Origin of the sequence: Streptomyces sp. NPDC019531 (genome assembly GCF_044903305.1) — a bacterium.
GTDB lineage: Bacteria > Actinomycetota > Actinomycetes > Streptomycetales > Streptomycetaceae > Streptomyces.
Window position 1 is genome coordinate 21833 of record NZ_JBJDQL010000043.1, and the last position, 25962, is coordinate 47794.

The 25962-nt window shown below is 71.0% G+C and carries 18 protein-coding genes and 3 pseudogenes; 13 read left to right on the plus strand and 8 right to left on the minus strand.

Features of this window, described 5'->3' with window-relative positions; translation table 11 throughout:
* Positions 1 to 40 precede the first annotated feature (40 nt).
* Both ACI2L1_RS35470 and ACI2L1_RS35475 read right to left on the minus strand, forming a co-directional pair.
* Positions 41 to 223: a hypothetical protein gene (locus ACI2L1_RS35470; RefSeq protein ID WP_404743536.1), complete on the minus strand. Its 183-nt coding sequence runs from the start codon at positions 221 to 223 to the stop codon at positions 41 to 43.
* A gap of 124 nt (positions 224 to 347) precedes the next feature.
* On the minus strand, positions 348 to 1412 hold the full coding sequence (locus tag ACI2L1_RS35475) for a fatty acid desaturase family protein (RefSeq protein WP_404743537.1): 1065 nt from the start codon (positions 1410 to 1412) through the stop codon (positions 348 to 350).
* Between the two features lie 306 nt (positions 1413 to 1718).
* Between ACI2L1_RS35475 and ACI2L1_RS35480 the strand changes: the two genes are divergently transcribed.
* Positions 1719 to 4484, plus strand: coding sequence for a DEAD/DEAH box helicase (locus ACI2L1_RS35480; protein WP_404743538.1), 2766 nt, complete (start codon positions 1719 to 1721; stop codon positions 4482 to 4484).
* Positions 4481 to 5758: an SWF or SNF family helicase gene (locus ACI2L1_RS35485; RefSeq protein ID WP_404743539.1), complete on the plus strand. Its 1278-nt coding sequence runs from the start codon at positions 4481 to 4483 to the stop codon at positions 5756 to 5758. The genes ACI2L1_RS35480 and ACI2L1_RS35485 overlap by 4 nt, the downstream gene beginning before the upstream one ends.
* On the opposite strand, the pseudogene ACI2L1_RS35490 reads toward ACI2L1_RS35485, so the two are convergent.
* Positions 5738 to 6387: pseudogene (locus ACI2L1_RS35490) on the minus strand (cytochrome P450); the annotation flags it as partial. The gene ACI2L1_RS35485 and the pseudogene ACI2L1_RS35490 sit on opposite strands and share 21 nt — an antisense overlap.
* 279 nt (positions 6388 to 6666) lie before the next feature.
* On the opposite strand from ACI2L1_RS35490, the gene ACI2L1_RS35495 reads away from it, so the two are divergent.
* Positions 6667 to 8007, plus strand: a complete 1341-nt coding sequence (locus ACI2L1_RS35495; RefSeq protein ID WP_404743540.1) for an esterase-like activity of phytase family protein — start codon at positions 6667 to 6669, stop codon at positions 8005 to 8007.
* A gap of 29 nt (positions 8008 to 8036) precedes the next feature.
* On the opposite strand, the gene ACI2L1_RS35500 is transcribed toward ACI2L1_RS35495, so the two are convergent.
* Positions 8037 to 8492, minus strand: coding sequence for a hypothetical protein (locus tag ACI2L1_RS35500; protein WP_404743541.1), 456 nt, complete (start codon positions 8490 to 8492; stop codon positions 8037 to 8039).
* 165 nt (positions 8493 to 8657) lie between these two features.
* Positions 8658 to 9824 carry a xylose isomerase gene (gene xylA, locus ACI2L1_RS35505; RefSeq protein WP_404743542.1) on the minus strand — a complete coding sequence of 389 codons (1167 nt, stop codon included), beginning with the start codon at positions 9822 to 9824 and terminating at the stop codon, positions 8658 to 8660.
* A 128-nt stretch (positions 9825 to 9952) separates the two neighbouring features.
* Between xylA and xylB the strand changes: the two genes are divergently transcribed.
* The 5 genes from xylB (at position 9953) to ACI2L1_RS35530 (ending at position 16502) form a co-directional block, all read left to right on the plus strand.
* A complete protein-coding gene (gene xylB, locus ACI2L1_RS35510) occupies positions 9953 to 11398 on the plus strand; it encodes a xylulokinase (RefSeq protein WP_404743543.1) in 1446 nt (481 codons plus the stop codon).
* 7 nt (positions 11399 to 11405) lie between these two features.
* Entirely contained in the window at positions 11406 to 12614 is a 1209-nt protein-coding gene (locus ACI2L1_RS35515; RefSeq protein WP_404743544.1) for an ROK family protein, read from the plus strand.
* Between the two features lie 317 nt (positions 12615 to 12931).
* Positions 12932 to 13531 carry an N-acetylmuramoyl-L-alanine amidase gene (locus ACI2L1_RS35520; RefSeq protein ID WP_404743545.1) on the plus strand — a complete coding sequence of 200 codons (600 nt, stop codon included), beginning with the start codon at positions 12932 to 12934 and terminating at the stop codon, positions 13529 to 13531.
* Positions 13532 to 13641: 110 nt separating this feature from the next.
* Complete coding sequence (locus ACI2L1_RS35525) at positions 13642 to 14922, plus strand: GAF domain-containing protein (RefSeq protein WP_404743546.1); 1281 nt, start codon at positions 13642 to 13644, stop codon at positions 14920 to 14922.
* A gap of 56 nt (positions 14923 to 14978) precedes the next feature.
* Positions 14979 to 16502: an aldehyde dehydrogenase family protein gene (locus ACI2L1_RS35530; RefSeq protein WP_404743547.1), complete on the plus strand. Its 1524-nt coding sequence runs from the start codon at positions 14979 to 14981 to the stop codon at positions 16500 to 16502.
* A gap of 65 nt (positions 16503 to 16567) precedes the next feature.
* Here the strand turns inward: ACI2L1_RS35530 and ACI2L1_RS35535 are convergent, their stop codons facing one another.
* Positions 16568 to 18598, minus strand: a complete 2031-nt coding sequence (locus ACI2L1_RS35535) for a SpoIIE family protein phosphatase (RefSeq protein WP_404743548.1) — start codon at positions 18596 to 18598, stop codon at positions 16568 to 16570.
* A 308-nt stretch (positions 18599 to 18906) separates the two neighbouring features.
* Here ACI2L1_RS35535 and ACI2L1_RS35540 point away from each other — a divergent pair, with 308 nt between their 5' ends.
* The 5 genes and pseudogenes from ACI2L1_RS35540 to ACI2L1_RS35560 form a co-directional block, all read left to right on the plus strand.
* On the plus strand, positions 18907 to 19779 hold the full coding sequence (locus ACI2L1_RS35540; protein WP_404743549.1) for a LysR family transcriptional regulator: 873 nt from the start codon (positions 18907 to 18909) through the stop codon (positions 19777 to 19779).
* Between the two features lie 141 nt (positions 19780 to 19920).
* Positions 19921 to 20724: an MBL fold metallo-hydrolase gene (locus ACI2L1_RS35545; RefSeq protein WP_404743550.1), complete on the plus strand. Its 804-nt coding sequence runs from the start codon at positions 19921 to 19923 to the stop codon at positions 20722 to 20724.
* A 36-nt stretch (positions 20725 to 20760) separates the two neighbouring features.
* Positions 20761 to 21165 (plus strand): tautomerase family protein, encoded by a 405-nt coding sequence (locus ACI2L1_RS35550; RefSeq protein WP_404743551.1) that lies wholly within the window; start codon positions 20761 to 20763, stop codon positions 21163 to 21165.
* A 53-nt stretch (positions 21166 to 21218) separates the two neighbouring features.
* A pseudogene (locus tag ACI2L1_RS35555) lies at positions 21219 to 21443 on the plus strand (putative PEP-binding protein); the annotation flags it as partial.
* A 357-nt stretch (positions 21444 to 21800) separates the two neighbouring features.
* Positions 21801 to 21926: pseudogene (locus ACI2L1_RS35560) on the plus strand (DUF4389 domain-containing protein); the annotation flags it as partial.
* Between the two features lie 366 nt (positions 21927 to 22292).
* Here ACI2L1_RS35560 and ACI2L1_RS35565 read toward each other — a convergent pair.
* Positions 22293 to 23363: a zinc-dependent alcohol dehydrogenase family protein gene (locus tag ACI2L1_RS35565; RefSeq protein ID WP_404743552.1), complete on the minus strand. Its 1071-nt coding sequence runs from the start codon at positions 23361 to 23363 to the stop codon at positions 22293 to 22295.
* A 141-nt stretch (positions 23364 to 23504) separates the two neighbouring features.
* Positions 23505 to 25889, minus strand: coding sequence for a phosphoketolase (locus ACI2L1_RS35570; protein WP_404743553.1), 2385 nt, complete (start codon positions 25887 to 25889; stop codon positions 23505 to 23507).
* Between the last annotated feature and the right edge of the window lie 73 nt (positions 25890 to 25962).

Here is a 25962-nt window from a genome sequence, read left to right on the forward strand (position 1 = left end):
ACCGGCCGGGCCTCGTGTGCTCCCGGCCGGTGCGATGGTGTCAGCGGCCGAGTTCCTTGCGGGTGGCCCGACGCAGCCTGCGCCGCTGCGAGGGGTCCAGGGTGAGGTATGCGGCAGCCGGGACTCCCAGGACGATCAGGAGGGCGGCCCACCAGGGCAGCCAGATCCACAGGAGCAGCCCGACCGCCACACCCCCTGCGGCGATCTTCGCGTTCTTCGACATGTGCGTCGCCTCCTTCGCGGCGGTTGCCGCTCTCTGTCCAGACAAACGGGTCCGCGCCCCCGGCAGTTCCGAACCGCGACCCTGAGACATCCCTGAGACTGCGCCCTGAGACGTCCCGGATGCCCTACGCCTGGTGGTCCGCCCGGAGTGGTTCGCCCACCTCGTGCATATGGCTCAGTGCCTGCCGATAGGAGTCGACGAGTCCGGTCTCCGTATAGGGGGTACCCAGATCCCGGCAGTGGGCGCGCACCAGCGGCCGGGCGAGGCGCAGATGGGGCCGGGGCATGCTGGGGAACAGGTGGTGTTCGATCTGGTAGTTGAGACCGCCGAGGAACCAGTCGGTGAAGGCGCCGCCATGGATGTTGCGGGAGGTGAGCACCTGGCGGCGCAGATGGCCCCAGGGCTCGCCGTCCGGGTCCGGCATCTCCATGCCCTTGTGGTTGGGGGCGAACGACATTCCGAGGTGCAGGCCGAACAGCGCCTGGTGGATCGCCGCGAAGGCCAGTGCCTTGCCGGGGGACATGGTGGTCAGCAGCAGCGTGGCGTAGGCGACGACATGGCTCACCAGGAGAGTGCCCTCCACGGCGCGCTCCCCCGGCGTCTGCCGGCGCAGGTCGCGGAAGCCCTGGACCTTGAGGGCGACGCCTTCGAGGAGGGTGAGCGGGAAGAACAGCCAGGCCTGGTGGCGGGTGAGCCAACGCCGGAAGCCGGTGCGGCCCTTCGCCTGTTCGCCGGTGAAGACGAGGACGTCGGCGACGACGTCGGGGTCCTTGGCGATGTGGTTGGGGTTGGCGTGGTGGCGGTTGTGCTTGTGATTCCACCAGGAGTAGCTCATCCCCAGCAACAGGTTGGCGTGGACGAGGCCGATGACGCGGCCGGTCGCCTTGTCGCCGGTGATCTGGGCGTGGCCTGCGTCGTGGCCTATGAAGGCTGTGCGGGCGGAGAACACGGCGAGCAAGGGGGCCAGCAGCAGGGTCCGCCAGGAGTCGCCACACAGGGCGACGGCCGTGACGAGGCCCGCGAGGGCGAGCGCGTTCAGGGTGATGGCCCGGGCGTACCACCCGTGACGGCGGTCCAGGAGGCCCTGCCGCTTCACCGCGCGCAGGAGGGGGGCGAACTCGCTTCCGCCGGGCGGGGAGCCGAAGGAATCACGCGGGTGAACCACGACGGTCGCGGTGGGCTGAGGCATGTCCGGACTCCGGCTCTCTCAGGAAAACTTGCTGACCTGAGGAAACGTACGAACTGGTGACGTGTCGCGACCATGCGGCAACCCCCCGTGTCTATCCGGGGGCCGGCACCTGGCGCACAGGGGGGTTGGCAACACCCCCCGCACAGATGCGACTCAGGACATGGTCCGGCAGGCCCGAGGAGTGTTGTACCCTCGACCACCCCGACCGAGTAGTCAAGTTTGAGGAGTACCGCGATCTCTGTCCAGAGGTGCCCCGCGGCAACACCGTCCGAGATCTCCGAACTGGCCTCCTGCCGAGCCGTGTTCATGCCCGGCGACCCGGCCCGCGCGGGCAGCGTGGCCTTCTGGATGTCCGACGGCGCCCTTCCTCCCGCTGTCGCGGCCGGGACGGTCGAGGACCTGACGCTCGCGGTACCCGCTGCCGACGGTGTGGAGTTGGTGAGCCTGCCCGCCGTGCTGCTGCCGGTCCGCGCCGCCCTGCCGGTCCTCACGCGTGCGCCTACCTCCTCGCAAGGCCACCGGGCCACGGTGTTCTGGGGTGCCGCGGCCGTGCTGGCCCTGCAGTGCGTGGCACGCGGTCTGCTGCTGCCCGGTCTGTCCCCCACGGATCATGACGCCTGGCGGATGGGACCACTGGGCACGGCGGACGTCGAGCGCGTCCGCCGGCTCGCCGCCGCGATGCCGCCCGAGGCCCACGCCGTCCCGCTGGACACCACCGAGCCGCTCCGGCTGCCCGACCCCGAACAGCTGCTGCTCGCCTTCCTGGACGCGGTCGCCGACACCCTGCCCCGCTCCCCCGCGGCGCCCCTCGTGACGGGTGGCCCCGCCTACGCCGCCCGGGAACCACAGCACATGCCCGAACAGCGCGCGTGGGCGGCGGATGTCGCCGCGGGCCACGACGCGGGCGTACGTGTCTCGTTGCGGATCGAGGTGGACGGCCTGGCCGTTGACGAGGTGGCATCGTTCCGGGCCGTTCCCCAGGTGCACAGCGTGAGTGATCCGACGCTGGTCGCGGACGCCGCCGACATCTGGGCGGGTGCCGCGGCCCTCGGCCCGCACGCGCGGATGGACTCCCTGCTCGCGCTCCGCAGGGCCGCACGCGCGTGGCCCCCGCTCGCACCGCTGCTCTCGGTGGCCGTGCCGGATGCGATCGAACTCGCCGACGAGGAGATCACCGATCTGCTCGGAGCGGGCTCGCGGAGTCTCTCCGAGCTGGGCGTCGAAGTGCACTGGCCGAAGGAACTGGCCAGAAAGCTGACCACGCGCGCGACTGTCGGCCCGCCCGACGGCGACGACCGGGTCGCCTCGGACTCTCCGTCCTTCCTGTCCGCCGACGCACTGCTCGCGTTCGACTGGGGGTTCGCCCTGGGCGACCAGCAGCTCACACGGGAGGAGCTGGACCGGCTCGCCGAGGCCAACCGCCCGGTCGTGCGGCTGCGCGACCAGTGGGTACTGGTCGATCCGCACGAGGTCCGCAGAGCCCGGACCAGACAGGACCACAAGGTGACACCCGTCGACGCGCTCAGCGCCGCTCTGACGGGCTCCGCCGAGGTCGACGGCCGCAGGGTCGACGTACAGCCGACCGGATGGCTGGCGGCCCTGCGGGACCGGCTCATGGATCCGGAGGCCCAGGAGCCGGTCCCGCAACCGGCCGCACTCGCTGCCACCCTGCGGGACTACCAGCGCCGGGGTCTGAACTGGCTGGCCCGAATGACGTCCTCGGGACTCGGCTGCTGTCTGGCCGACGACATGGGTCTCGGCAAGACGATCACCCTGATCGCGCTGCATCTGCACCGGCAGACCGAAACGGCCACCGACGGCCCCACTCTCGTGGTGTGTCCCACCTCCCTCATGGGCAACTGGCAGCGCGAGATCGAGAGGTTCGCGCCGGGCACGCCCGTGCGCCGCTTCCACGGTCCGCGGCGCGAGCTCGACGCCCTGGCCGACGGGGAGTTCGTGCTGACCACGTACGGCACGATGCGTCTGGACGCGCCCCGGCTGGCCGACGTGCCCTGGGGGATGGTCGTGGCGGACGAGGCGCAGCATGTGAAGAACCCGTACTCGACGACCGCCCGCGAGCTGCGCTCGATCGGGGCACGCGCACGCGTGGCGCTCACCGGGACCCCGGTCGAGAACAACCTGTCGGAACTGTGGGCCATCCTCGACTGGACGACTCCCGGCCTGCTGGGCCGGCTCGGCACCTTCCGCGCCCGGTACGCGCAGGCCGTCGAGAGCGGCCAGGACCCGGCCGCCGCGGAGCGCCTCGCCCGGCTGGTCCGCCCGTTCCTGCTGCGGCGCCGCAAGTCGGATCCGGGAATCGCCCCCGAGTTGCCGCCGAAGACGGAGACGGACCGTGCCGTGTCGCTCACCCCGGAGCAGGCCGGTCTGTACGAGGCCGTGGTGCGCGAGACGCTCGCTGAGATCTCCGGGGCGGACAGCATGGCGCGGCGCGGACTGATCGTGAAGCTGCTGACGGGGCTGAAGCAGATCTGCAACCACCCGGCGCAGTTCCTCAAGGAGGAGCGGCCGAAAATCGCCGGTCGCTCCGGCAAGCTGGAGCTGCTGGACGAACTCCTCGACACCATCCTCGCCGAGGGTGCGAGTGTCCTGGTCTTCACGCAGTACGTGCGCATGGCCCGTCTTGTCGAGCGCCATCTGACGGGGCGCGGCCTGCCTTCGCAGTTCCTGCACGGCGGGACACCGGTCGCCGCACGCGAGGCCATGGTGCGCCGGTTCCAGGAGGGCGAGGTCCCGGTCTTCCTGCTGTCGTTGAAGGCGGCGGGCACCGGTCTGAACCTGACCCGGGCCGAGCACGTCGTGCACTACGACCGCTGGTGGAACCCGGCCGTCGAGGCGCAGGCCACCGACCGCGCGTACCGCATCGGCCAGACCCGCCCCGTGCAGGTGCACCGGCTGATCGCCGAGGGGACCATCGAGGACCGTATCTCCGACATGCTGGCCCGCAAGCGGGAGTTGGCCGACGCGGTGCTCGGTGCCGGCGAGGCGGCACTGACCGAGCTGACGGACGCGGAGCTGGCCGATCTGGTGGAACTGCGAGGGGGCGCGCGATGACGGGACACGACACAGGAAGCGAGCGCACGTTCGCGGCGCTGCCGCCCGCGCACGGGCGGGGTTTCGCACAGACGTGGTGGGGCCTGGCCTGGCTGCGGGCGCTGGAGGACGCCGCGATGGACTCGGGGCAGGTCAAGACGGGCCGCGGGCTCGCCCGCGCGGGTGCGGTGGGCGCGGTGTCGGTACGTCCGGGGCGTATCACGGCCGTCGTCCAGGACCGTGACCGCACCACGCACCGGGCGGATGTCCTGCTGTCCGAGCTGTCGGCCGAACAGTGGGACCGCTTCGTTGACATGGCCGTCGAACAGGCCGGTCACGTCGCCGCACTGCTGGACCGCGAGATGCCGCCGCACCTGGTGGAGGACGCGGCGCACGCCGGCATCGAACTGCTGCCGGGCCTGGGCGATCTGGAACCGGAGTGCGACTGCGGGACCTGGGACCACTGCGGTCACACGGCGGCCCTGTGCTACCAGGTGGCCCGGCTGCTGGACCAGGATCCCTTCGTGCTGCTGCTCATGCGCGGCCGTGGCGAGCAGGCCCTTCTGGACGACCTCCAGGCCCGCGGCGCCGCGCCCGCGGAGGAGCCTTCAGCGTCCGGGAGGACGGACGGGGTGGACGCCGCCGAGGCGTACGCGGCAGGCGGCATCCTGCCGCCCCTGCCTTCATCGCCGGAACTGCCCGAGGGTCCCGGCCTGCCGCCCTCGCTGGACACCGAGGCCCCGCCGGGACCCGGAGTCGACCCGCTCGCCGTCCGACATCTGGCCGCCCGGACCGCCGTAGAGGCCCATCGACTGCTCGTGGAGTCCCTGCGGCAGGCCACCGAACAGCCCTCTCCGATCGCCGAATTGACGGTCCCCCAGGACGCGGCGCGGCTGGCTGTGGCGGCGCCCGGCCAGGCGGTGACGGAACGCCTCGCCGCCGGGTCGGGACGCGACCTCGACTCGCTGGCGCACGCCACGCGTGCGTGGGGCCTCGGAGGCGCGGCGGCGCTGTCCGTGCTGGAGGAGGAGTGGGTGCCCTCGGGCGACACACTCGCACGCGCGCGTGCCGCGCTGGACTCGGCCTGGGACGAGGACGAGCGGCCGTCCCTCAGGGCAACGGGCAACCGGTGGACGGTCGTCGATGGGCCCGCCCAGATACGCCTGGGCCGGGACGGGCGCTGGTGGCCGTACCGGAACGAGCGGGGGCACTGGGTGCCCGCGGGCCCGCCCGTCCTGGATCCGGCGACGGCTCTGGCCTCACCGGAGGTCGTCTCAGCCGAACCTCAGGGGTAGTTCGGCCAGTCCTCGGAGCAGTGTGCTGCTGCGCCAGGTCAGCGTGTCGGAATCGGTGGCGAAGGCGAGCGCGGGCCGGTGGCGCAGCAGCAGACGCAGGGCGACGGCCGTCTCCGCGCGGGCCAGCGGGGCCCCCAGGCAGTGGTGCGGGCCGTGGCCGAATCCCAGGTGCCCGCGCGTGGGGCGCAGCAGGTCGAAGCGGTCGGGGTCGGGAAAGCGCAGCGGATCGCGGGAGGCGGCGAGGGAGACCAGAACGGAGTCGCCCCCTCGATCCGGGTATCGCCGAGGTCGAGCGGTTCGGCCGCGAAACGGAACGCCGTGGCGTGGACGGGTGAGTTGTAGCGCAGGGACTCCTCGACTGCGGCGTCGGTCAGGCCCGGTCGGGCGCGGAGCAGGGCGAGTTGGTCCGGGTGTGCCAGCAGCGCGTGGACGGTTCCCGAGATCAGGTCGAAGGTCGTCTCATGGCCCGCGACGAGGATCAGGAAGGCCATACCGAGCAGTTCCTCGGAGCTGAGGTCGCCGGCCGCCGCGAGGTCGCCGAGCACGGCCCGCGGTTCGCGTCCTGGGGCGACCAGCTCGGCGAGGTACCCGGTCAGTGAGGCCGCGGCGGCGGTCGCGGCCTCGGGCGAGGCTCCTCGACGGTCTACGCGCCTCGCCCTCCGCTCCACCCCTCCCCTGCCCCGCGCTCACAGCGGACCAACTCGGCGATGTCCTCCAGGGATTGGGACCGCACCGGGCACCCCGCGACTACCCCGGATGAACGGGCGCCTCACGGGGCGGCACGCGTGCGTGCCGCGATGTCGGTCCGACGCGCGGCCGACTCCTTGCGTTCACCCGTCGGTCGTACGGCGTTCCGGACGGGGCCCAAATCTGGCCGCTGTCACCGAACTTGGTCACCAGGAGGCCCCATGTCCCCGCGCGCCGACGGCCGACGCACCGCCAGACGCACCGCCGCGGCAGGCGTACCCCTCGCGCTGGTCGCCGCCCTGATCGCGGCGGGCCCTGCCGTGGGCGCTTCCGACGGCAAGGCCCGCGTCGTGCGGACGGCGACGCTCGGCGACATCCCGCTCGGGGCGTTCAGCAACAAGCTGCTGCCGGGCACGGTGGCCGACGACCGCGGGGTGGACCTCGGCGGCATCGGCAGTGACATCTACCCGGCGGGCCGCAAGGGCGAGTTCTGGACCGTCACCGACCGTGGCCCCAACGGCCAGATCAAGGTGGGCGGTACGAAGCGCCGTACGTTCCCGGTGCCGGGCTTCGACCCGGCGATCGTGAAGATCCGCGTCACCGGGGACACCGTTAAGGTGCTGGACGCGATCCCGATCACCACCTCCTCCGGGAAGGCCGTCACGGGGCTGTCCAACCAGCAGGGGCGCGACGAGGCGCCGTACGACTACAACGCGCTCACGGCTCTGTCGTACAACCCGAACGGCCTGGACACCGAGGGCATCGTGCGGGCCTCGGACGGGACCTTCTGGCTCATCGACGAGTACGGGCCGAGCCTTGTCCACGTCTCCGCGCGCGGGAGGGTCCTCACACGCTACGTCCCCAAGGGGCTCGACCTCACCGGTGCCGGCTACCCGGTGGTGGAGGCGCTCCCCGCCGTCCTGCTGCACCGGAAGATCAACCGGGGCTTCGAGGGGCTCGCCCAACTGCCGGGCGGTGACCTGGTGCTGGCGGTGCAGAGTCCGCTGTCGCTGCCGGACGCGGACGCCGGAGAGGCCTCCCGGACCACCCGGCTGCTGCGTTTCTCGCCGAAGAAGAAGGCGGTCACCGCCGAGTACGCGTACCGCTTCGACCCGGTGAACGTGGTGGACCCGAGCGAGGACGACACCTCCGAGCTCAAGATCTCCTCGGTGGTCGCGGTGGGTGGTGACCGGCTACTGGTCGAGGAGCGCACCGACAAGGCCGCGCGGCTGCAACTGGTGCGTCTGGAGCGGTCCTCGAACATCCTCGGCAGCGCCTGGGACGACGACACGACGTCTCCGTCCCTGGAGCAGCTCGACGACCCGGCCGCCTCGGGCGTGCCCGTGCTCGCCAAGAAGCTGGTCGTCGACCTGGGTACCGTCGCCGGAGTGCCCGGGAAGATCGAGGGCGTCGCGCGCGTGGACCACGACACGCTCGCCCTGATCAACGACAACGACTTCGGGATGACGGACGGTACCGGGGCCTTCGACGCCAACGGCCGGCTGGTGGACAGCGGAGTGGAGACGACGGTGACGTACGTCAGGCTGCCGCACGGCCTCTGAAGGCTGCCGCACGGCCTCTGAGGCCCGCGTCAGCCGATCAGGGACGGCAGCAGCGATTCCAGGTCGCTCGGGAACTCGCTGGGTATGTCGGTCGGGAACTGCGACGGGAGCTCGCTGGGCAACTCGCTGGGAAGCCGCGTGGGCAGGCTGAACGACGGCTTGGGGGATCCGCTCGTGCTGGTCTCCGGGGCCGGGCTCTTGTCCGGCGAGTCGTCGTTCCCCGAGGCCATGAAGACCACGACGAGGGCGACGGCCAGGGCCGCCGCGATCACGGCGAGCACGGCGAACAGCGGGCTCCGGCGCCTTCTCGGGCCGCTCGGGCCGGGGTCGCCGACCGGACCCATCGGCTGGGTCGACGGCAGACCGCCGTACTGGTTCGGGCCGTTGTGCCCGAAGTCGTCGGGAGGTGGTCCGAAGCCACCGCCCGGAGGCGGTGTGTCACCCGGCGGTCCGGGCGGCTGGGGCGGTACCGGCGGCATGGCCATACCGTCCAGAGTCGCCTCGAACCGGTCATGGGGCGACCCCCGCGCGGAAGTTGATACGGCCTCATGCCGTGGATCGCATGATTCCGGAACATTCCACGCGGGGGTTGCCGCCGAACCGCACGCGCGTGCCCTGACCTGTGAAACGCACGCGCGTGTGGGCTTCGTTCAGCCGCGCGCGCCCAGCAGGTGGTCCATGGCGAGCTGGTCGAGCTGCTCGAAAGCCATCCCGCGCGCGGCGGCCGCCTCCACGTCGAAGTCCTCGAAGGCGCTGCGGTCCGCGAGCAGCGACTTCAGGCCGTCGGCCGCTGTCTGCTGTGCCAGCTCGTCCAGACGCGAGGCCCGCAGCGCGTCCTGGACCTGCGGGTCGGCGCGGAAGGCGGCCGCACGCTCCTTGAGGATGAGGTAGTTGCGCATGCAGCCCGCGGCCGACGCCCAGACGCCGTCGAAGTCCTCGGTCCGCGGCGGCTTGAAGTCGAAGTGCTTCGGTCCGGCGTAACCGGCGCTCTCCAGGAGGTCGACGAGCCAGAAGGCGGCCCGCAGATCACCAGCGCCGAAGCGGAGGTCCTGGTCGTACTTGATGCCGGACTGACCGTTGAGGTCGATGTGGAAGAGCTTGCCCGCCCACAGGGCCTGCGCGATGCCGTGGGGGAAGTTCAGCCCGGCCATCTGCTCGTGGCCGACCTCGGGGTTCACGCCGTACAGCTCGGGGCGCTCCAGGCGCTCGATGAACGCGAGCGCGTGGCCGACGGTGGGCAGCAGGATGTCGCCGCGCGGCTCGTTCGGCTTGGGCTCGATGGCGAACTTCAGGCCGTAGCCCTGCTCGGTGACGTACTCACCGAGGAGGTCGAAGGCCTCCTTCATGCGGTCCAGCGCGACGCGTACGTCCTTGGCACCGCCGGACTCGGCGCCCTCGCGGCCGCCCCAGGCGACGTAGGTCTCGGCGCCGAGCTCGACCGCCAGGTCGATGTTGCGGATGGTCTTGCGCAGCGCGTAACGGCGCACGTCGCGGTCGTTGGCGGTGAACGCGCCGTCCTTGAAGACCGGGTGTGTGAAGAGGTTGGTGGTCGCCATCGGCACCTTCATGCCGGTCGCGTCCAGGGCCTCGCGGAAGCGCTTGATGTGCCCCTCGCGCTCGCTGTCCGAGGACCCGAAGGGGATCAGGTCGTCATCGTGGAAGGTCACGCCGTGGGCGCCGAGCTCGGCCAGGCGCTGCACCGTCTCGACGGGGTCGAGGGCACGGCGGGTGGCGTCGCCGAAGGGGTCCCTTCCCTGCCAGCCGACAGTCCACAGGCCGAAGGTGAACCTGTCCTCGGGGGTGGGCTGGTAGTTCATGACGCGGCTCCTCGCTGCTCCGGACTATTTCGTCATGGCGGTTTACAAATTAGTATGCGCACACGTCTCTGGGAAGAGACAAGGTGTCTCCGGGTGGAGACACGAGCCACATCAAAAGGGAGAGCCCGATGTCAGCAGCCGAGGGTCCGCTCGTCGTCGGCGTGGACACGTCCACCCAGTCCACCAAGGCACTGGTGGTCGACGCAGCCACCGGCCAGGTCGTCGCACGTGGCCAGGCACCGCACACCGTGTCCTCCGGAGCCGGCCGGGAGAGCGACCCGCGCCAGTGGTGGGACGCGCTGTCCGAGGCACTGCGCCAGTGCGGGGACGCGGCCCGCGAGGCGGCGGCGGTGTCGATCGGCGGCCAGCAGCACGGTCTGGTCACCCTGGACGGGCGGGGCGAGCCGGTGCGCCCGGCGATGCTGTGGAACGACGTGCGCTCGGCACCGCAGGCCCAGCGGCTGATCGACGAACTGGGCGGCCCGAAGGCCTGGGCGGAGCGGACCGGTAGCGTGCCGGGCGCCTCTTTCACGGTCACGAAGTGGGCCTGGCTCGCCGAGCACGAGCCGGAGGCGCTGCGCGCCACGAAGGCCGTGCGCCTGCCCCACGACTACCTCACCGAGCGTCTCACCGGCCAGGGCACCACCGACCGCGGCGACGCCTCCGGCACCGGCTGGTGGGCATCGGCGACGGAGTCGTACGACAGCGAGGTCCTCGCGCATGTGGGGCTCGACCCCGCGCTGCTCCCCCGCGTGGTCCGGCCCGGCGAGGTAGCCGGGACCGTGCGCGACGGCCATGACCTGCCGTTCTCCAAGGGCACTCTGGTCGCCCCCGGCACTGGCGACAACGCGGCCGCCGCGCTGGGCCTCGGACTGCGTCCCGGGACGCCGGTGATGAGCCTGGGCACCTCGGGCACGGTGTACGCCGTCTCGAAGCACCGCCCCGCCGACCCGACCGGCACCGTCGCGGGCTTCGCGGACGCCCACGGCGACTGGCTGCCGCTGGCCTGCACTCTGAACTGCACGCTCGCCGTCGACCGGGTCGCCACCCTGCTGGGCCTGGACCGCGAGGCCGTGGAGCCGGTGACCGGGGTCACTCTGCTGCCGTTCCTGGACGGGGAACGCACCCCGAACCTGCCGAACGCCTCGGGGTTGCTGCACGGGCTGCGCCACGACACCACCGGCGGCCAGCTCCTCCAGGCCGCCTACGACGGCGCCGTGCACGCACTGCTCGGCGCGCTGGACCTGGTGCTCGACGAGGACGCGGACCGTTCGACCCCGCTGCTGCTGATCGGCGGCGGCGCCCGGGGCACCGCCTGGCAGCAGACCGTACGACGGCTCTCGGGCCGTCCCGTCCAGGTGCCCGAGGCAAGCGAGCTGGTCGCGCTCGGCGCCGCCGCACAGGCGGCCGGCCTGCTGACCGGCGAGGACCCTGCCGCGGTCGCCCGGCGCTGGAACACGGCCGCCGGGCCCGTGCTGGAGGCAGTGGAGCGGGACGACCAGACGCTGGCCAGGATCGCCGGGGTACTCTCCGACGCGGCGCCGCTGCTGGAGCGGGGGACCTCTGAGGAGTGAGGGAGGCATGACCGCACCGCTGCACGACGCCCACCCGGCGGGTCCGGGGCGTGGCCTGCCCGACACCCAGCAGGGCATGCGCCGCCGCAACCTGGCCCGCGTCATGCACACCATCAGCGCCGAGGGACCGTTGTCGCGCGCCGCGGTCGCCTCGCGCATCGGGCTGACCCGGGCCGCGGTGTCGACCCTCGTGGACGAACTCATACGCGCGGGGCTGCTCGAGGAGCTGGGCCCCGAGCGTCCCGGCCGGGTCGGCAGGCCGGGTTCCGCGCTGGCCGTCAGCGGGCGGGGTCCGGCCGGGATAGGCGCCGAGGTCGGCGTGGACCACCTCGCGGTCTGCGCGGTCGATCTGCGCGGACAGGTACGCGCGCGGGTGGTGCGATACGGCGCGAACCGGGGCCGCTCCCCGGAGCCGGTGATCGCCGAACTCACCTCCCTGGTACGCCGGGTGGTGGCAGAGGCGGAGGGCGAGGGCCTGTGGCCCGCAGGACTCGCGGTGGCGGTGCCCGGTCTGGTGGCGCGCGACGCCCGGACCGTCGTACGCGCCCCGAACCTCGACTGGCACGACACGGACCTGGGCACCGTGCTGCCCGAGGATTTCCCGCTGACCGTGGGCAACGAGGCCAACTTCGGCGCGTTGGCCGAACTCTGGCTCGGGGAGGGCACGCCCCGCGACTTCCTGCACGTCTCGGCTGAGATCGGCATCGGCGCGGCGCTCGTGGTGGACGGGCAACTGCTGCGCGGCACCCGCGGTTTCGCGGGCGAGCTTGGCCATGTGCCGGTGCGTCCGGACGGCCCCCGTTGCGCGTGCGGCGGGCGAGGCTGTCTGGAGCAGTACGCCGGTGAGGAAGCGGTGCTGCGGGCGGCCGGCCTGGAGCCGGGTGAGGATCGCGTCGGTCTCCTCGCGCAGCACGCGGCGGACGGCGACGAGGACGTACGAGGTGCTCTGCGCGAGGCGGGTGAGGCACTCGGCATCGCGCTGACCGGAGCGGTCAATCTCCTGGACCCCGAAGCCGTGGTGCTCGGCGGTGCGCTTGCCGGGCTCGCGCCCTGGCTCCTGCCGTCGCTGCGGGACGAGTTGGCCCGGCGCACGGCCGGTCCGGCCTGTCCGGTGTCCGTGTCGCGGCTGGGTTCGCAGGGGCCGCTGCTGGGGGCCGCGCACTCGGTGGTGCGGGCGGTGCTGGACGACCCGGCGGTTGTGGGCGAGCGGGCCTGAGCCCGCGCGGCGCCACCCCATCGGGTGAGCGAGTTATCCACAGTTCCGAGGCTGTCCACCGAAACACCCAGCGCCCTCCTGCCCAACCGGCAGCCGCCGTACCGTGATTCACGCGAGGCACACAGCTGGCGCGAACGGCAGGAATCCGGGGGGACAGGTTTTGATCGAGTCTGCGACACCAACCACACCTGCATGGCGAACATCCGCAAGGAATGGCTGCTCGCGCGCGAGACTCACCGCGGGGCGCACGACAGGCTCCGTGAGGCCGCGGCGCCCCTGCGGGACTGAAGTCCGCCGACAGGAAAGGCACTTGATCCTTGGAACGCGCAAGAACGTTGTTCGACAGACGGCGGCTGCTGAAGGGCGCCGTCCTCGCCGCCGTACCGTACGCGCTGCTGCCGGAGACACTGGCCGGGGCCGTTCCCCAGCCCGTCGACCACTCGCTCGCCGAGTGGCAGCCCGCGACCACCTCCAATTTCACGAGCTCGGACCGCCCCGCGTCGTACCGCATCGACCGGGTGATCATCCACGTCACACAGACCCCCTACACCGGCACCCTGGACATCTTCCGGAACCCGGCGAAGCAGGTGTCAGCCCACTACGTCGTCCGATCGGCCGACGGACATGTCGCGCAGTGCGTTCGGGAGGCCGACGTCGCCTGGCATGCCGGTAACTGGGGGTACAACACGCGCAGCGTCGGCATCGAGCACGAGGGGTGGGTGGACAAGCCCGCGTACTTCACCGACGCCCTGTACGAGCGGTCCGCGATGCTCACGGCGGACCTGTGCGAGAGATACGGCATCCCCAGGGACCGTACTCACATCATCGGGCACTACGAGGTGCCGGGTACGGACCACACCGACCCCGGGCCGTACTGGGACTGGACGCGCTACATGAGGATGGTCGAACTCGCGTGAACCGCACGGGGGGGGACACATCGTTGGGGTGACGACGGTCCGAGAGGTTGTTTGCGCGCGTACCCGGAGTGACGATGGTCCCAGCCGCATCGCGTTCCGGGGAGGCCGAGTTGACCGATCCATGGGTGGCCCTGGAGCCGGGGGCCGACCCTGCCGAGCATGTTCGGCTGCTGCGTCGGGCGCACAAGACGTTCACCGAGGCAGGCATGGTGCAGCGGCCGGTGCGCCCGGTGGTGGCCGACTCGTGGCGGCGGTCGGCGCGGGCCGGGGTCGGGCCCGACGGGACGGCGAGCGTCGAGCTCAGTGACGGCGAACTCGGCGCGTATCGGTCCGAGCATCCGCTGGCGCGGGTCATGCCACTGTTCCGTGAGCTGATGGGGACGTTCGCCACCGACGGGGAGCATCTCCTCGCGGTGTGCGACGAGCACGGCCGACTGCTCTGGGTCGAGGGTCATGCCTCGACCCGGCGGCAGGCGGGGCGGATGAACTTCGTGCCGGGTGCGCGGTGGTCGGAGACCGCCGTCGGGACGAACGCGCCGGGTACCGCCGTCGCGGTGGACCGGCCGGTGCAGGTGTTCGCGGCGGAGCACTTCATCCGCCGGGTGCAGCCGTGGACCTGCGCGGCCGCACCGGTGCACGATCCGCGGACCGGGCGGCTGTTGGGGGCCGTGGACATCACCGGCGGGGACGGGCTGGCGCATCCGCACAGTCTGGGCTTCGTCCAGGCGGTCGCGCGGGCCGCCGAGTCCCAGCTGGCGCTGCTCCTCCCGCAGCGGCCCGCCTCCGACATCCCCGAGCTCAGCGCGCTGGGCCGGGACGAGGCTCTGCTGGTCAGCGGCGGGCGCAGGATCAGGCTCAGCCGTCGGCACAGCGAGATCCTGGTGCTGCTGTCCCGGCGCCCGGAGGGACTGACCGGGGACGAGCTGCTGTGCGCGCTGTACGAGGACGAGTCGGTGCCGCCGGTGACGCTGCGGGCCGAACTGGCGAGACTGCGCAGGCTGCTCGGACCGGGGCTGCTCGCCTCACGGCCGTACCGGCTGACGGTGCCGGTCGAGTCCGACGTGGCCCTCGTCGAGCGGCGGTTGGAGAGCGGGGCGGTGACCGAGGCGGCGCGCGGTTACACCGGTCCGCTGCTGCCGGCCTCGCAGGCTCCGGCGGTGGTGCGGCTCAGGCGCCGGGTCGCCGACGAGCTGCGGACGGCGTTGATCGCCCGCCGTGATCCCGACCTGCTGGCCGACTGGGCGCACACGTCGTGGGGCGAGGAGGACGTCGACGTATGGCGGGCGCTGGCGGCCGTGCGTCCCACGGCGAGCGTCCGAGGCCGCCTGGCCGCGCTGGAGTCGGAGCTGGCCGCCCCGGCGGCAACGTGGTTGCAACGTCCGCGCTCCTAGCCTCGCGTCCAGAGCTGCCCAAGGGCGGGCGGCGCTGCTGAAGGAGGCTGGCCAGCATGACCCGTTACGCGGCACCCGGCACCGAGGGCGCGATCGTCTCCTACCAGGCGCGCTACGACCACTTCATCGGCGGCGAGTATGTGGCGCCGGCGCGCGGGCAGTACTTCGAGAACCCGTCGCCGGTCAACGGGCAGCCGTTCACCGAGATCGCGCGGGGCACCGCGGAGGACGTGGAACGGGCACTGGACGCCGCGCACGCCGCCGCCCCGGCCTGGGGCCGGACCTCGGTCACCGAGCGGTCCGGCATCCTGCTGAGGATCGCCGATCGCATGGAGGCGAACCTGGAGAAGCTCGCCGTCGCGGAGAGCTGGGAGAACGGCAAGCCGGTGCGGGAGACGCTGGCGGCCGACATCCCGCTGGCCATCGATCACTTCCGGTACTTCGCGGGGGCTGTCCGCGCGCAGGAGGGTTCGCTCGGCGAGGTCGACGACGACACGGTGGCGTACCACTTCCACGAGCCGCTCGGGGTGGTCGCGCAGATCATCCCGTGGAACTTCCCGATCCTGATGGCGGTGTGGAAGCTCGCCCCGGCCCTCGCGGCGGGCAACGCGGTCGTCATCAAGCCCGCCGAGCAGACCCCAGCCTCCCTCCACTACTGGATGAGCCTGATCGCGGACCTGCTGCCGGCGGGCGTGGTGAACATCGTCAACGGCTTCGGGGTGGAAGCGGGCAAGCCGCTCGCCTCCAGCCCGCGCGTGGCCAAGGTCGCGTTCACCGGCGAGACCACGACGGGGCGGCTGATCATGCAGTACGCCTCCGAGAACATCAAGCCGGTCACCCTCGAACTCGGCGGCAAGTCACCGAACATCTTCTTCGACGACGTCTGGGCCCACGACGACGACTTCCGCGACAAGGCGCTCGAAGGGTTCACGATGTTCGCCCTCAACCAGGGCGAGGTCTGCACGTGCCCGTCCCGGGCGCTGATCCAGCGCGGCAACTACACCGACTTCCTCCAGGCGGCCGTGGCCCGCACCGAACTCATCAAGCCGGGCCATCCCCTCGACACCGACACGATGATCGGTGCCCAGGCCTCCAACGACCAGCTGGAGAAGATCCTCTCCTATCTGGACGTCGGCCGGCAGGAGGGCGCGAAGGTCCTCACCGGCGGCGAACGCATCGAGTACGACGGCGAGTTGAAGGGCGGCTACTACGTCCAGCCGACCATCTTCGAGGGCGACAACCGGATGCGCATCTTCCAGGAGGAGATCTTCGGCCCTGTCGTCTCGGTGACCTCCTTCGACGACTTCGACGACGCCCTGAAGATCGCCAACGACACGCTGTACGGTCTCGGGGCGGGCGTGTGGACCCGGGACATCAACACGGCGTACCGGGCGGGCCGCGCGATCCAGGCGGGCCGCGTCTGGACGAACTGCTACCACGCGTACCCGGCGCATGCCGCGTTCGGCGGGTACAAGCAGTCGGGGATCGGGCGGGAGACGCACAAGATGATGCTGGAGCACTACCAGCAGACGAAGAACCTCCTGGTGTCGTACTCGCCGAAGAAGCTGGGCTTCTTCTAGGCGCATGAGAAGGCTCCTGACCCGCTCTCCCGGACCAGTCGCGGACCCCGAGATCCCGCGCGGCATCAGGGGAGTGCGGGGACGCTCGCCGTCGCGCTGGGGGGAGTTCTCTGCTCGGCCCAGATGACCTTGCCGGCCGCGGTGTATCGGGTGCCCCACCGCTGGGTGAGCTGCGCGACGATGAACAGCCCCCGGCCGCCCTCGTCGGTGGCGCGAGCGTGGCGCATACGGGGTGAGGTGCTGCTGGCGTCGAAGACTTCGCAGATCAGGACATCGGGTTGATGGATCAGCCGTAGGCGGATCGGCGCGCCGGCGTATCGGATGGCGTTGGTGACGAGTTCGCTGACGAGAAGTTCCGTGGTGAACTGCAGCTCTTCCAGGCCCCATTCGGTGAGCTTGCGGTTCGCCAGGGCGCGGGCGCCGGCCACGACGGCCGGGTCGGTGGACAGTTCCAGGGTTGCGACCCGCGCTCCGTCCAGGCCGTGGGGTCGAGCCACGAGCAGCGCGGCGTCGTCCGGAGGTGAACTCTTCACCAACGCCGCGACCACCTTGTCGCACACCTCGTCCAGCATCGGCCCGGCGTCGGTCAGGGCATCGGCGAGGTGGGACATCCCCACTTCGATGTCCCAGTCACGTGCCTCGACCAGGCCGTCGGTGTACAGGGCGAGCAGCGTGCCCCTGGGCAGTTCCAGCTCGGCGGACCCGAAGGGCAGGAAGCCCAGACCAAGGGGAGGCCCGGCCGGCAGATCGGGAAAGGTGACGGAGCCGTCGACGGCGACGATCGCCGGCGGCGGGTGTCCGGCCCGGGCCACCGTGCACGACTCGGCGACAGGGTCGTACACGGCGTACAGGCAGGTCGCTCCCAGGACGGAGGCGGCCACGTCGCGCTGCTCGTTGTCGACCGTCCTGCGCGCACTCTCCTCGCCGAGGCTGATGACCAGGTCGTCCAGGTGGGCCAGGAGATCATCGGGAGGGAGATCGAGGGCGGCCAGTGTGCGCACCGCCGTGCGGAGCAGGCCCATGGCGGCGGCCGCGTTCGTACCGTGGCCGACCACGTCCCCCACGACCAGGGCGACGCGCGCTCCGGACACGGGGATCACGTCGAACCAGTCTCCGCCCGCCGAGCTCGGGGCGTTCGCCGGCACATAGCGTGAGGCCACATCCAACGCCGAGCCGGCGGACAACCCCTGCGGCATCAGACTGTGCTGCAGGGTCAGTGCGGCCCGGCGCTCACGGGTGGAGCATCGCGCCGTGCTGTCGCGCGTGACGAGGGTGGGGGCGACGATCTCATGACGGGGCTCCGTGCGCCCCGCCAGGCGTTCGAGGACGAACTCGACGGCGAGCCCGCCCGTATGGCGTGCCTGCTGGTCGACGGAGGTCAGTGAGACGTGTTCGAGACCTGCGAGAAAGGTGTTGTCAAAGCCCACCAGAGATATCTCGTCAGGGACCTCGAACCCGGAGTGCACGCACTCGTCCTGTACGGCGAGCGCCGCGAGGTCGTTGTACACGAAGAGCGCCGTGGGTACGTTGCCCGCGGCGAGGATTCGTCGAAACGCGACACTCCCGTCATGCGCGGGACCCGCTCGAATGGCACGTATGCGGGCACTCAGGCCGGCGTCGCGCATGGCGTCGTGGTAGCCGGCGCGCCGTTCGGCGTTGTAGGGCTCCTCCGCACCTTCGGCTATGTCGATGTACGCGATGTCCTCATGGCCGAGGCCCTGGAGGTGTTCCACCGCGAGCCGGGCGCCGATGTACTCGTTGGTGTGTACAGAGTCCAGGGTGGCCGAGGCGAGTTCTCGGCCGACGAGCGCCAGGGGGACAGCCCTGCCCATGGCAGCGAGCTGTGCGTCGGCCATCAACGGCGCCACCACGATGATCCCGGCCATGCCGAGCGCGAGAAAGGTCTCGATCGACTCCATCTCGACCTCTGGGCGCGCTCGCCCGGTGGTGATGATGACGTGGTACCCGGCCTTGTCCGCCGCGTCCCGAACGCCGTAGACGATCTCACCGAAGATCGGATTGTGCAGGTCCTGCAGGACAACGCCGAGGGTGCGTGGCGTTGCCTCGCGCTGTTGGTCACTGCCGGTGAGCCGCATACAGGAATCCGTTCATCCTCTGCAACGGTAACTCGGCCGCCTCCACTCGGCATCGCTAGCGGGAAGCGTGTGCTGCGGGGGAGGGATTCTCAGGCCGCCCTCGACGTTCTGGGCGCGGCCGAAGCCGAACGACCAGTCGCCCGGTGTGCAAGGCGGGGGCAGGGAGCCTACGTCACGGCGGCCATCGAACCGCCCGGCAAAGTCTGTTCAGCGGGCCGACCCTCGCCGTAGGCAGCCCGCGTGGACCTGTGAAATGCCGGTTAAGCTGCCGCTATGCACAGCAGGCATGGATCCCGGAAGGGGGCGCGATGAGCATGGACGTCGAGCTGCGTCACCTGCGGGCCTTCACGTCCGTGGCCCACCACCGCTCGTTCTCCCGGGCCGCCGAGGAACTGCTGATCACCCAGCCGGCGCTGAGCCGTACGATCGCGCAGCTGGAGGGCAACCTGAATGTCCGCCTGCTCGACCGTTCCTCCCGGCACGTCGAACTGACCGACACCGGGGCGGAGTTCCTCGTCCACGTCGAGCGGGTCCTCGCGACCCTGGACCAGGCCCTGGCCGTCGCGACTCATCGCGTGACCCTGCGGCTCGGCTTCAGCTGGCTGCTGCCCGATCCCTGGGCGCAGCAGACCGTCAGCCGCTTCGAGGAGAGCACGGGAGCGTCGGTCGCTCTGACCCGGATCGACGATCCCCTGCAGGCGCTGCGTCAGCACACGCTCGACATCGCCGTGGTCCGGGGCGACGTCGAGGCTCCCATAGTCGACGTACCAAGAGGGGCGCGCACTCTGCATCTGTTCGACGAACCGCGCATCGCCGTGTGCTCCGAGCACTCCGAGCTGACTCGCTTCGACCATCTGGACTGGGCAGATGTCCAGCACTGGACCCTGGTCGTCAACACCGTCAGCGGCACGACCGGCCCCTGGTCCTGGCCGGTGGACCAGCGCCCGGACCGGATCATCGAGACGACGAACTACGACGAGTGGCTGGAGTCCGTGGCCGCGGGCCGCGGCATCGGCATCGTCCCGGAGGTCGCGCAGCGCCGCACCCAGCACCCCGCCGTGCGCTTCGTCCCCCTCATCAACGCGCCGCCGAGCCCGGTCACCCTTGTCCACCTGCCCGACGGCCAGCGGTCATTGATCCGACGGTTTCTGGAGGCCGCCGTACAGACGGCATCAAACTGACGCCCGCCTCGGCCAGCCGGTGAGCAGCATCCATGCCTCCCGCGCATGAATGCACCAGGACAGGCATTTCACGCCGCACCGGGTCATCGTTAGCGTCGACGGTGTGAGCGAAACGATCAGGACCATGCTGCGAGGGCGGCGATGAGTACAGGGCTGTCCCGGCAGGACTGCGCGATCACCGTCCTGGGTGGCCCGACGGCTGTCATCGACATCGGCGGACTGCGCATTGTCAGCGATCCGACGTTCGACCCGGCCGGCCCCCAGGGCTACCTCACCAAGACGGCCGGTCCGGCCGTCGACAAGGACGGTCTGGGTCCGGTCGACCTGGTCCTGGTCAGCCACGAAGCCCATCCTGACAATCTCGATGAGCGTGGCCGTGCGTTCGCGAAGACCGCTCCGCTGGTCCTCACCGGTCCTGTGGCCGCCCAGCGCCTCGGTGCACCGGCCACCGGCCTCTCCCCCTGGACCGCCCACGCCGTGCCCCGCCCGGACGGCGGCGGTGATCTGACCGTGCTGGCGGTGCCCGCCGTCCACGGTCCCGAGGACGGCGAGCGCGATGCCGACGGCAACGTGAACTGCGAGGTCACAGGGTTCGTGCTGTTCGGGCAGGGCCTTCCCACCGTGTACGTCAGCGGCGACAACGCCTCGATCCGCACGGTCGCGCACATCTCCCGCCGGGTGCCGGACATCGACGTGGCCGTCCTGCATGCCGGTGCGGCCCGCGTCCCGGCGAAATTCGACGGGCGCCCCCTGTCCCTGACCGCCCGCGGAGCCGCCGCGGCGGCAGCCGTCCTGGGCGCGGACATCGTCGTCCCGGCCCACCACGACGGCTGGGCCCACTTCTCCGAAGGGCCGGCCGAGACCGAGCTTGCCTTCCACGAGGCCGGCCTGTCCGCTCTGCTACGGATCGCGCCCCATGGCACATGGGTGCCGCTGGCCTCCTGACCCACCCCACCGACAGACAAGCAAGGAACGAAAGTCATGCCCTTCGTACGTATCGATCTCATCCGCGGACGCCGTCCCGAGGACATCAGGGCGATCGCCGACGCGGCCCACCAGGGAATCCTGGACGTGCTGCAGGTCCCCGAGCGAGACCGATTCCAGGTCATCACCGAGCACGACGCCGACCACGTCATCGCCCTCGACGCCGGCCTCGGCTTCGACCGCTCCGAACGACTCGTGATGATCCAGATCTTCACCCAGTCGGGACGCACCACCGAGGTCAAGCAGCAACTCTTCAAGACCATCACCAAGCACCTGGACGCCCTCGGCATCCCCGGCGAGGACGTCTTCATCGGCATCATCGAGAACGGTCCCCAGGACTGGTCGTTCGGCTTCGGTCGTGCCCAGTACATCGAGGGCGACCTGGCTGTCCCCGGCCGCTGACGACGGCCCCGCAACCGTCCGCAGGTGTGCTCCCACTCTGGGCCCATGGCCCGGGCGTGGGCCGGCTCGTCCGGATCGCAGTCGACGAGGGCCGCGCCGCACGCCCCGGCCTGAAGATCGGCGTCTGCGGCGAACACGGCGGGGATCCGGACTCCGTCCACTTCTTCCATGCGGCGGGCCTCGACTACGTCTCCTGCTCGCCGTTCCGCGTCCCGGTCGCCCGCCTGGAAGCCGGCCGGGCAGCCCTGCCCGAGACAGGGGTCAGCGACAGCCGGTGACGAACCGGGACACAGAGCGGACTGCGTCGCCCAGGCAGAGAATTCACCGCGGTGCCGTGTCACATCGCTCCGTCGCCCTCCGCGCCCACCCGGCGGACGGGAAGGAAGCAGGGGCCACGACGACAGGGTCGTGGGAGTGGCTCCGTTTGCCCGGGTCGGGCCGTGCTTCCGGTCCTCGACGACGTCCTGAGCCGCACCGTGCGCCTTCCGTCGAACGCCGTGGTCGTCTCGGTGTGGGAGGGCATGGTCACCCTGACAGGGCACCTGGCGCGCCGTTCGGCCAGAAGGAGTTGATCGTCATGACAACCCTTGCCGGCGTACCGGACCGTCCGGTCCGGGTGAACGCGGCTGTGCTGTAGTTGGCGAGTCCCCTTCTACTCGTACGGGACTCTCGGCACCGACCGCTGTCCGCCGTTCAGCCTGGGCGAGGAACCCGACTACCCGGCGCGGCTGGACATCGCCTACCCCGAGCGGCTCTCCCGCCGCGGTGGTCCTGACCTTCACCGAGAAGTACCCACGGGTCTGTTCGACCTGCTCCACCGTCTCCGACGGTGCACGGGCTCCCAGCCCGAGTGGTCTGCTGCTGCGGGGGGGGTGGCTCGATGCACGGCTCCATGCCGGCGTGCGCGAACCCCTTGAGGCATCGCGACGTACGGCACAGGTCGCCCCCCCACGTGCAGCCGCCGGACAGGGCCGAGAGGGCGCACCCGCCGGTGTCGGCGGCCCTGCCGCGGGGTGGCCGACCGGGCCGAACCTCCCTTACTGGTAGGGCCATTGGTCCCTACTTGGCCCAGCGGCACGAAACGGCCCGGGAACGCGTCCCTGTGCCTGGTAAGTCACGTCCTCTCGTCAGGCCGTACGGACGGCGATCTCCTCGTGCGAGGGCTCGCCGAGTACCACCTTGAGGGCGCCGGTGTCGGCGGCCCGGGAGAAGACGTCGTACGCCTCCTCCATGCTGTCCAGCGGGAACGTGTGGGTGACCAGCTCCGCGGTGGGCAGTCGGCCCGCGGCGGCCATGCGCAGCAGTGTGGGCGTGGAGTAGGTGTCCACCAGACCGGTCGTGATGGTCACGTTCTTGATCCACAGCTCTTCCAGGTGCAGCGTGGCGGGCTTCCCGTGGACGCCGACGTTGGCGACGTGGCCACCGGGCCGCACCATGCGCGTGCACTGTTCGAAGCTCTCGGGAACGCCGACCGCCTCGATGACCACGTCCGCGCCGAGTCCGTCGGTGAGATCGGCGATCAGCTGCTCGGGGCCCTCGTGGGCGTCGGCCACGGCGTCGGCACCGAGCCGCCTGGCGGCTTCCAGCCGGGACGTGGCGAGATCGACGGCGACGATCCGCTCGGGGCTGAACAGGCGCGCCGTGGCGATCGCGGCGAGGCCGACGGGACCGGCGCCCACGACGGCGACGGTGTCGCCGGGACGTACCCGCCCGTTGATCACGCCGACCTCGTAGGAGGTCGGGAAGATGTCCGCCAGCAGCACCGCGTCCTTGCTGTCGACCGAGCCGGGCAGGGCGTGCACGGACAGGTCGGCGTGGGGGACGCGGACGTACTCGGCCTGAGTGCCGTCGATGAGGTGGCCGAGGATCCAGCCTCCGCCGCCCCGGCACTGGCCGTAGGCGCTCTCGCGGCAGTAGCGGCAGCGCCCGCAGGCGCTGATGCAGGAGACCAGCACGCGGTCGCCCGGCCGTACGGTCCGCACGTCGCTGCCGACCTCGACGATCTCGCCGACGGCCTCATGGCCCAGGACCGTGCCCGGGCGCACCTCGGGCACATCGCCTTTGAGAATGTGCAGGTCAGTGCCGCAGATGGTCACGGCCACGACCCGCACGATGGCGTCGGTGGGCTCCTTGATGCCGGGATCCGGGACGTCCTCCCAGGCGGACTGCCCGGGACCGTGGAAGACGAAGCCTTTCATGACACTCCTCACCATTCGCACGTCGGGTGTCGAAATTGCCCCATAAGTCCATCTTGTCGGGTCATCGAACGTTTCGCTTGGGCCGTCCAGCCCCGCTGCCGGCCGGACGGGTCCTCTGCTTCGGTCGGCAGCGGCGGGTGTTCAGGCGTTCCAGGCCCAGTCGGCGACCTCCGGCAGGTCTGTGCCGTGTTCGCGGATCCAGGCCTGGTGGCGGGTGCGGGCGTCGGCCATCAGCTGGCGTACGGCGGCGGCGCGCACGGCGAGACCCGGGACGCGGTCGATGACGTCCATGACCAGGCGGTAGCGGTCCAGGTCGTTGCGGACGACCATGTCGAAGGGTGTGGTCGTGGTGCCGGACTCCTTGTAGCCGCGTACGTGCAGGTTCTTGTGGCCGGTGCGGCGGTAGGCGAGCCGGTGGATGAGCCACGGGTAGCCGTGATAGGCGAAGATCACCGGCTTGTCGGTGGTGAACAGGCCGTCGTACTCGAAGTCGCTCATCCCGTGCGGGTGTTCCTCGCGCGGCAGCAGCCGGGTCATGTCGACGACGTTGACCACGCGGACGGCGAGGTCGGGCAGGTGTCGGCGGAGCAACTGGGCGGCGGCCAGGACCTCCTGGGTGGGTACGTCGCCCGCGCAGGCCAGCACCACATCGGGCTCGCGGGAGCCGTTCTCGGTTCCGGCCCAGTCCCAGATCCCGGCGCCGCGGGCGCAGTGCGCGCGTGCCTGGTCCATGGACAGCCAGTCGAAGCAGGGCTGCTTGCCGGCGACCACGACGTTGACGTAGTCGCGGCTGCGCAGCGCGTGGTCGGCCACGGACAGCAGGGTGTTGGCGTCCGGCGGGAGGTAGACGCGGACGACCTCGGGGCTCTTGTTGAGGACGTGGTCGACGAAGCCGGGGTCCTGGTGGGAGAAGCCGTTGTGGTCCTGGCGCCACACATGCGAGGTGAGCAGGTAGTTGAGGGAGGCGATCGGGGCCCGCCACGCCAACTCCCTTGATGTCTTCAGCCACTTGATGTGCTGGTTGACCATCGAGTCGACGATGTGGACGAAGGCCTCGTAGCAGGAGAACAGGCCGTGGCGGCCGGTGAGGAGATAGCCCTCCAGCCAGCCCTGGCAGGTGTGTTCGGAGAGGATCTCCAGCACCCGGCCGTGATGCTCCAGGTGTTCGTCCACCGGAAGGTGCTGGGCCTGCCAGGCCTTGCCACTGACGTCGAAGACGGCCTGGAGCCGGTTGGAGGCGGTCTCGTCCGGACCCACGATCCGGAAGTCCCGGCGCCTGCCGGTGTCCTTCATCACGCGGGCGAGGAGATCGCCCAGGACGCGGGTGGGTTCGTGCAGGGTCGTGCCCGGCTTCTCGACCGGTACGGCGAAGTCGTCCAGGGACGGGATGGGCAGGTCACGGACGAGGAGGCCACCGTTGGCACGCGGGTTGGAGCCGAGCCGCCCGGCGCCGTCGGGGACACAGGCCAGGACGTCGGCGGTGGGGCGCCCACCGGGCCCGAAGAGCTCCTGCGGTTTGTAGGAGCGGAGCCAGGCCTCCAACTGCCTTAGATGTTCCGGGTTTTCGCGTACGGCGGCCAGCGGGACCTGGTGCGCGCGCCAGGTCCCCTCGACCGGTACACCGTCGACCTCGGCGGGGCCGGTCCAGCCCTTCGGGGTGCGCAGCACGATCACCGGCCAGTGCACGCGTTCAGTGACACCGTCCTCGCGGGCGGAGCGTTGCATCACCGCGATGCGGTCCAGCACGGTGTCGAAGGCCCGGGCCATCGCCCGGTGCACGCGCATCGGGTCGTCGCCGGTGACATGGATGGGCTCATAGCCGTATCCGTGCAGGAGCGCGTCGAGTTCGGCCTCCGGGAGACGTGAGAGCACCGTCGGGTTGGCGATCTTGTAGCCGTTGAGGTGCAGGATCGGCAGGACGGCACCGTCGTGGAGGGGGTCGAGGAACTTGTTGGAGTGCCAGGCGGCGGCGAGCGGTCCGGTCTCGGCCTCGCCGTCGCCGATGACGCAGGCGACGAGCAGGTCGGGGTTGTCGAAGGCGGCGCCGTACGCGTGGGCCAGTGAGTAGCCGAGCTCGCCGCCCTCATGGATGGAACCGGGGGTCTCCGGGGCGACATGGCTGGGCACCCCGCCGGGGAAGGAGAACTGCCGGAACAGCCGCTCCATGCCCTGTCCGTCACGCGGCACGTCGGGATAGGTCTCGCTGTAGCTGCCCTCCAGCCAGGAGTTGGCGAGCACGGACGGCCCGCCATGGCCGGGGCCCCACACGCACAGTGCGTCGAGCCCGCGCGCTTTGATGACGCGGTTGAGGTGGGTGTAGACGAGGTTCAGACCCGGTGAGGTGCCCCAGTGGCCGAGCAGTCGCGGCTTGATGTGCTCCGGCTTCAGGGGCTCGGTCAGCAGGGGGTTGGCCATCAGGTAGATCTGTCCGGCGGCCAGGTAGTTGGCGGCCCGCCAGTGGGCGTCCAGGGTGCGCAGTTCGTCGTCGGTAGGTGCAGTGGCGTCCTGGTGTTCGACCTTGGACATGGATTGACTCCCTGGATCAGTCGTGGGCGGTGGGGGCATGGCCGTCGGCTGGACAGCTCACTGTGACGGTGGA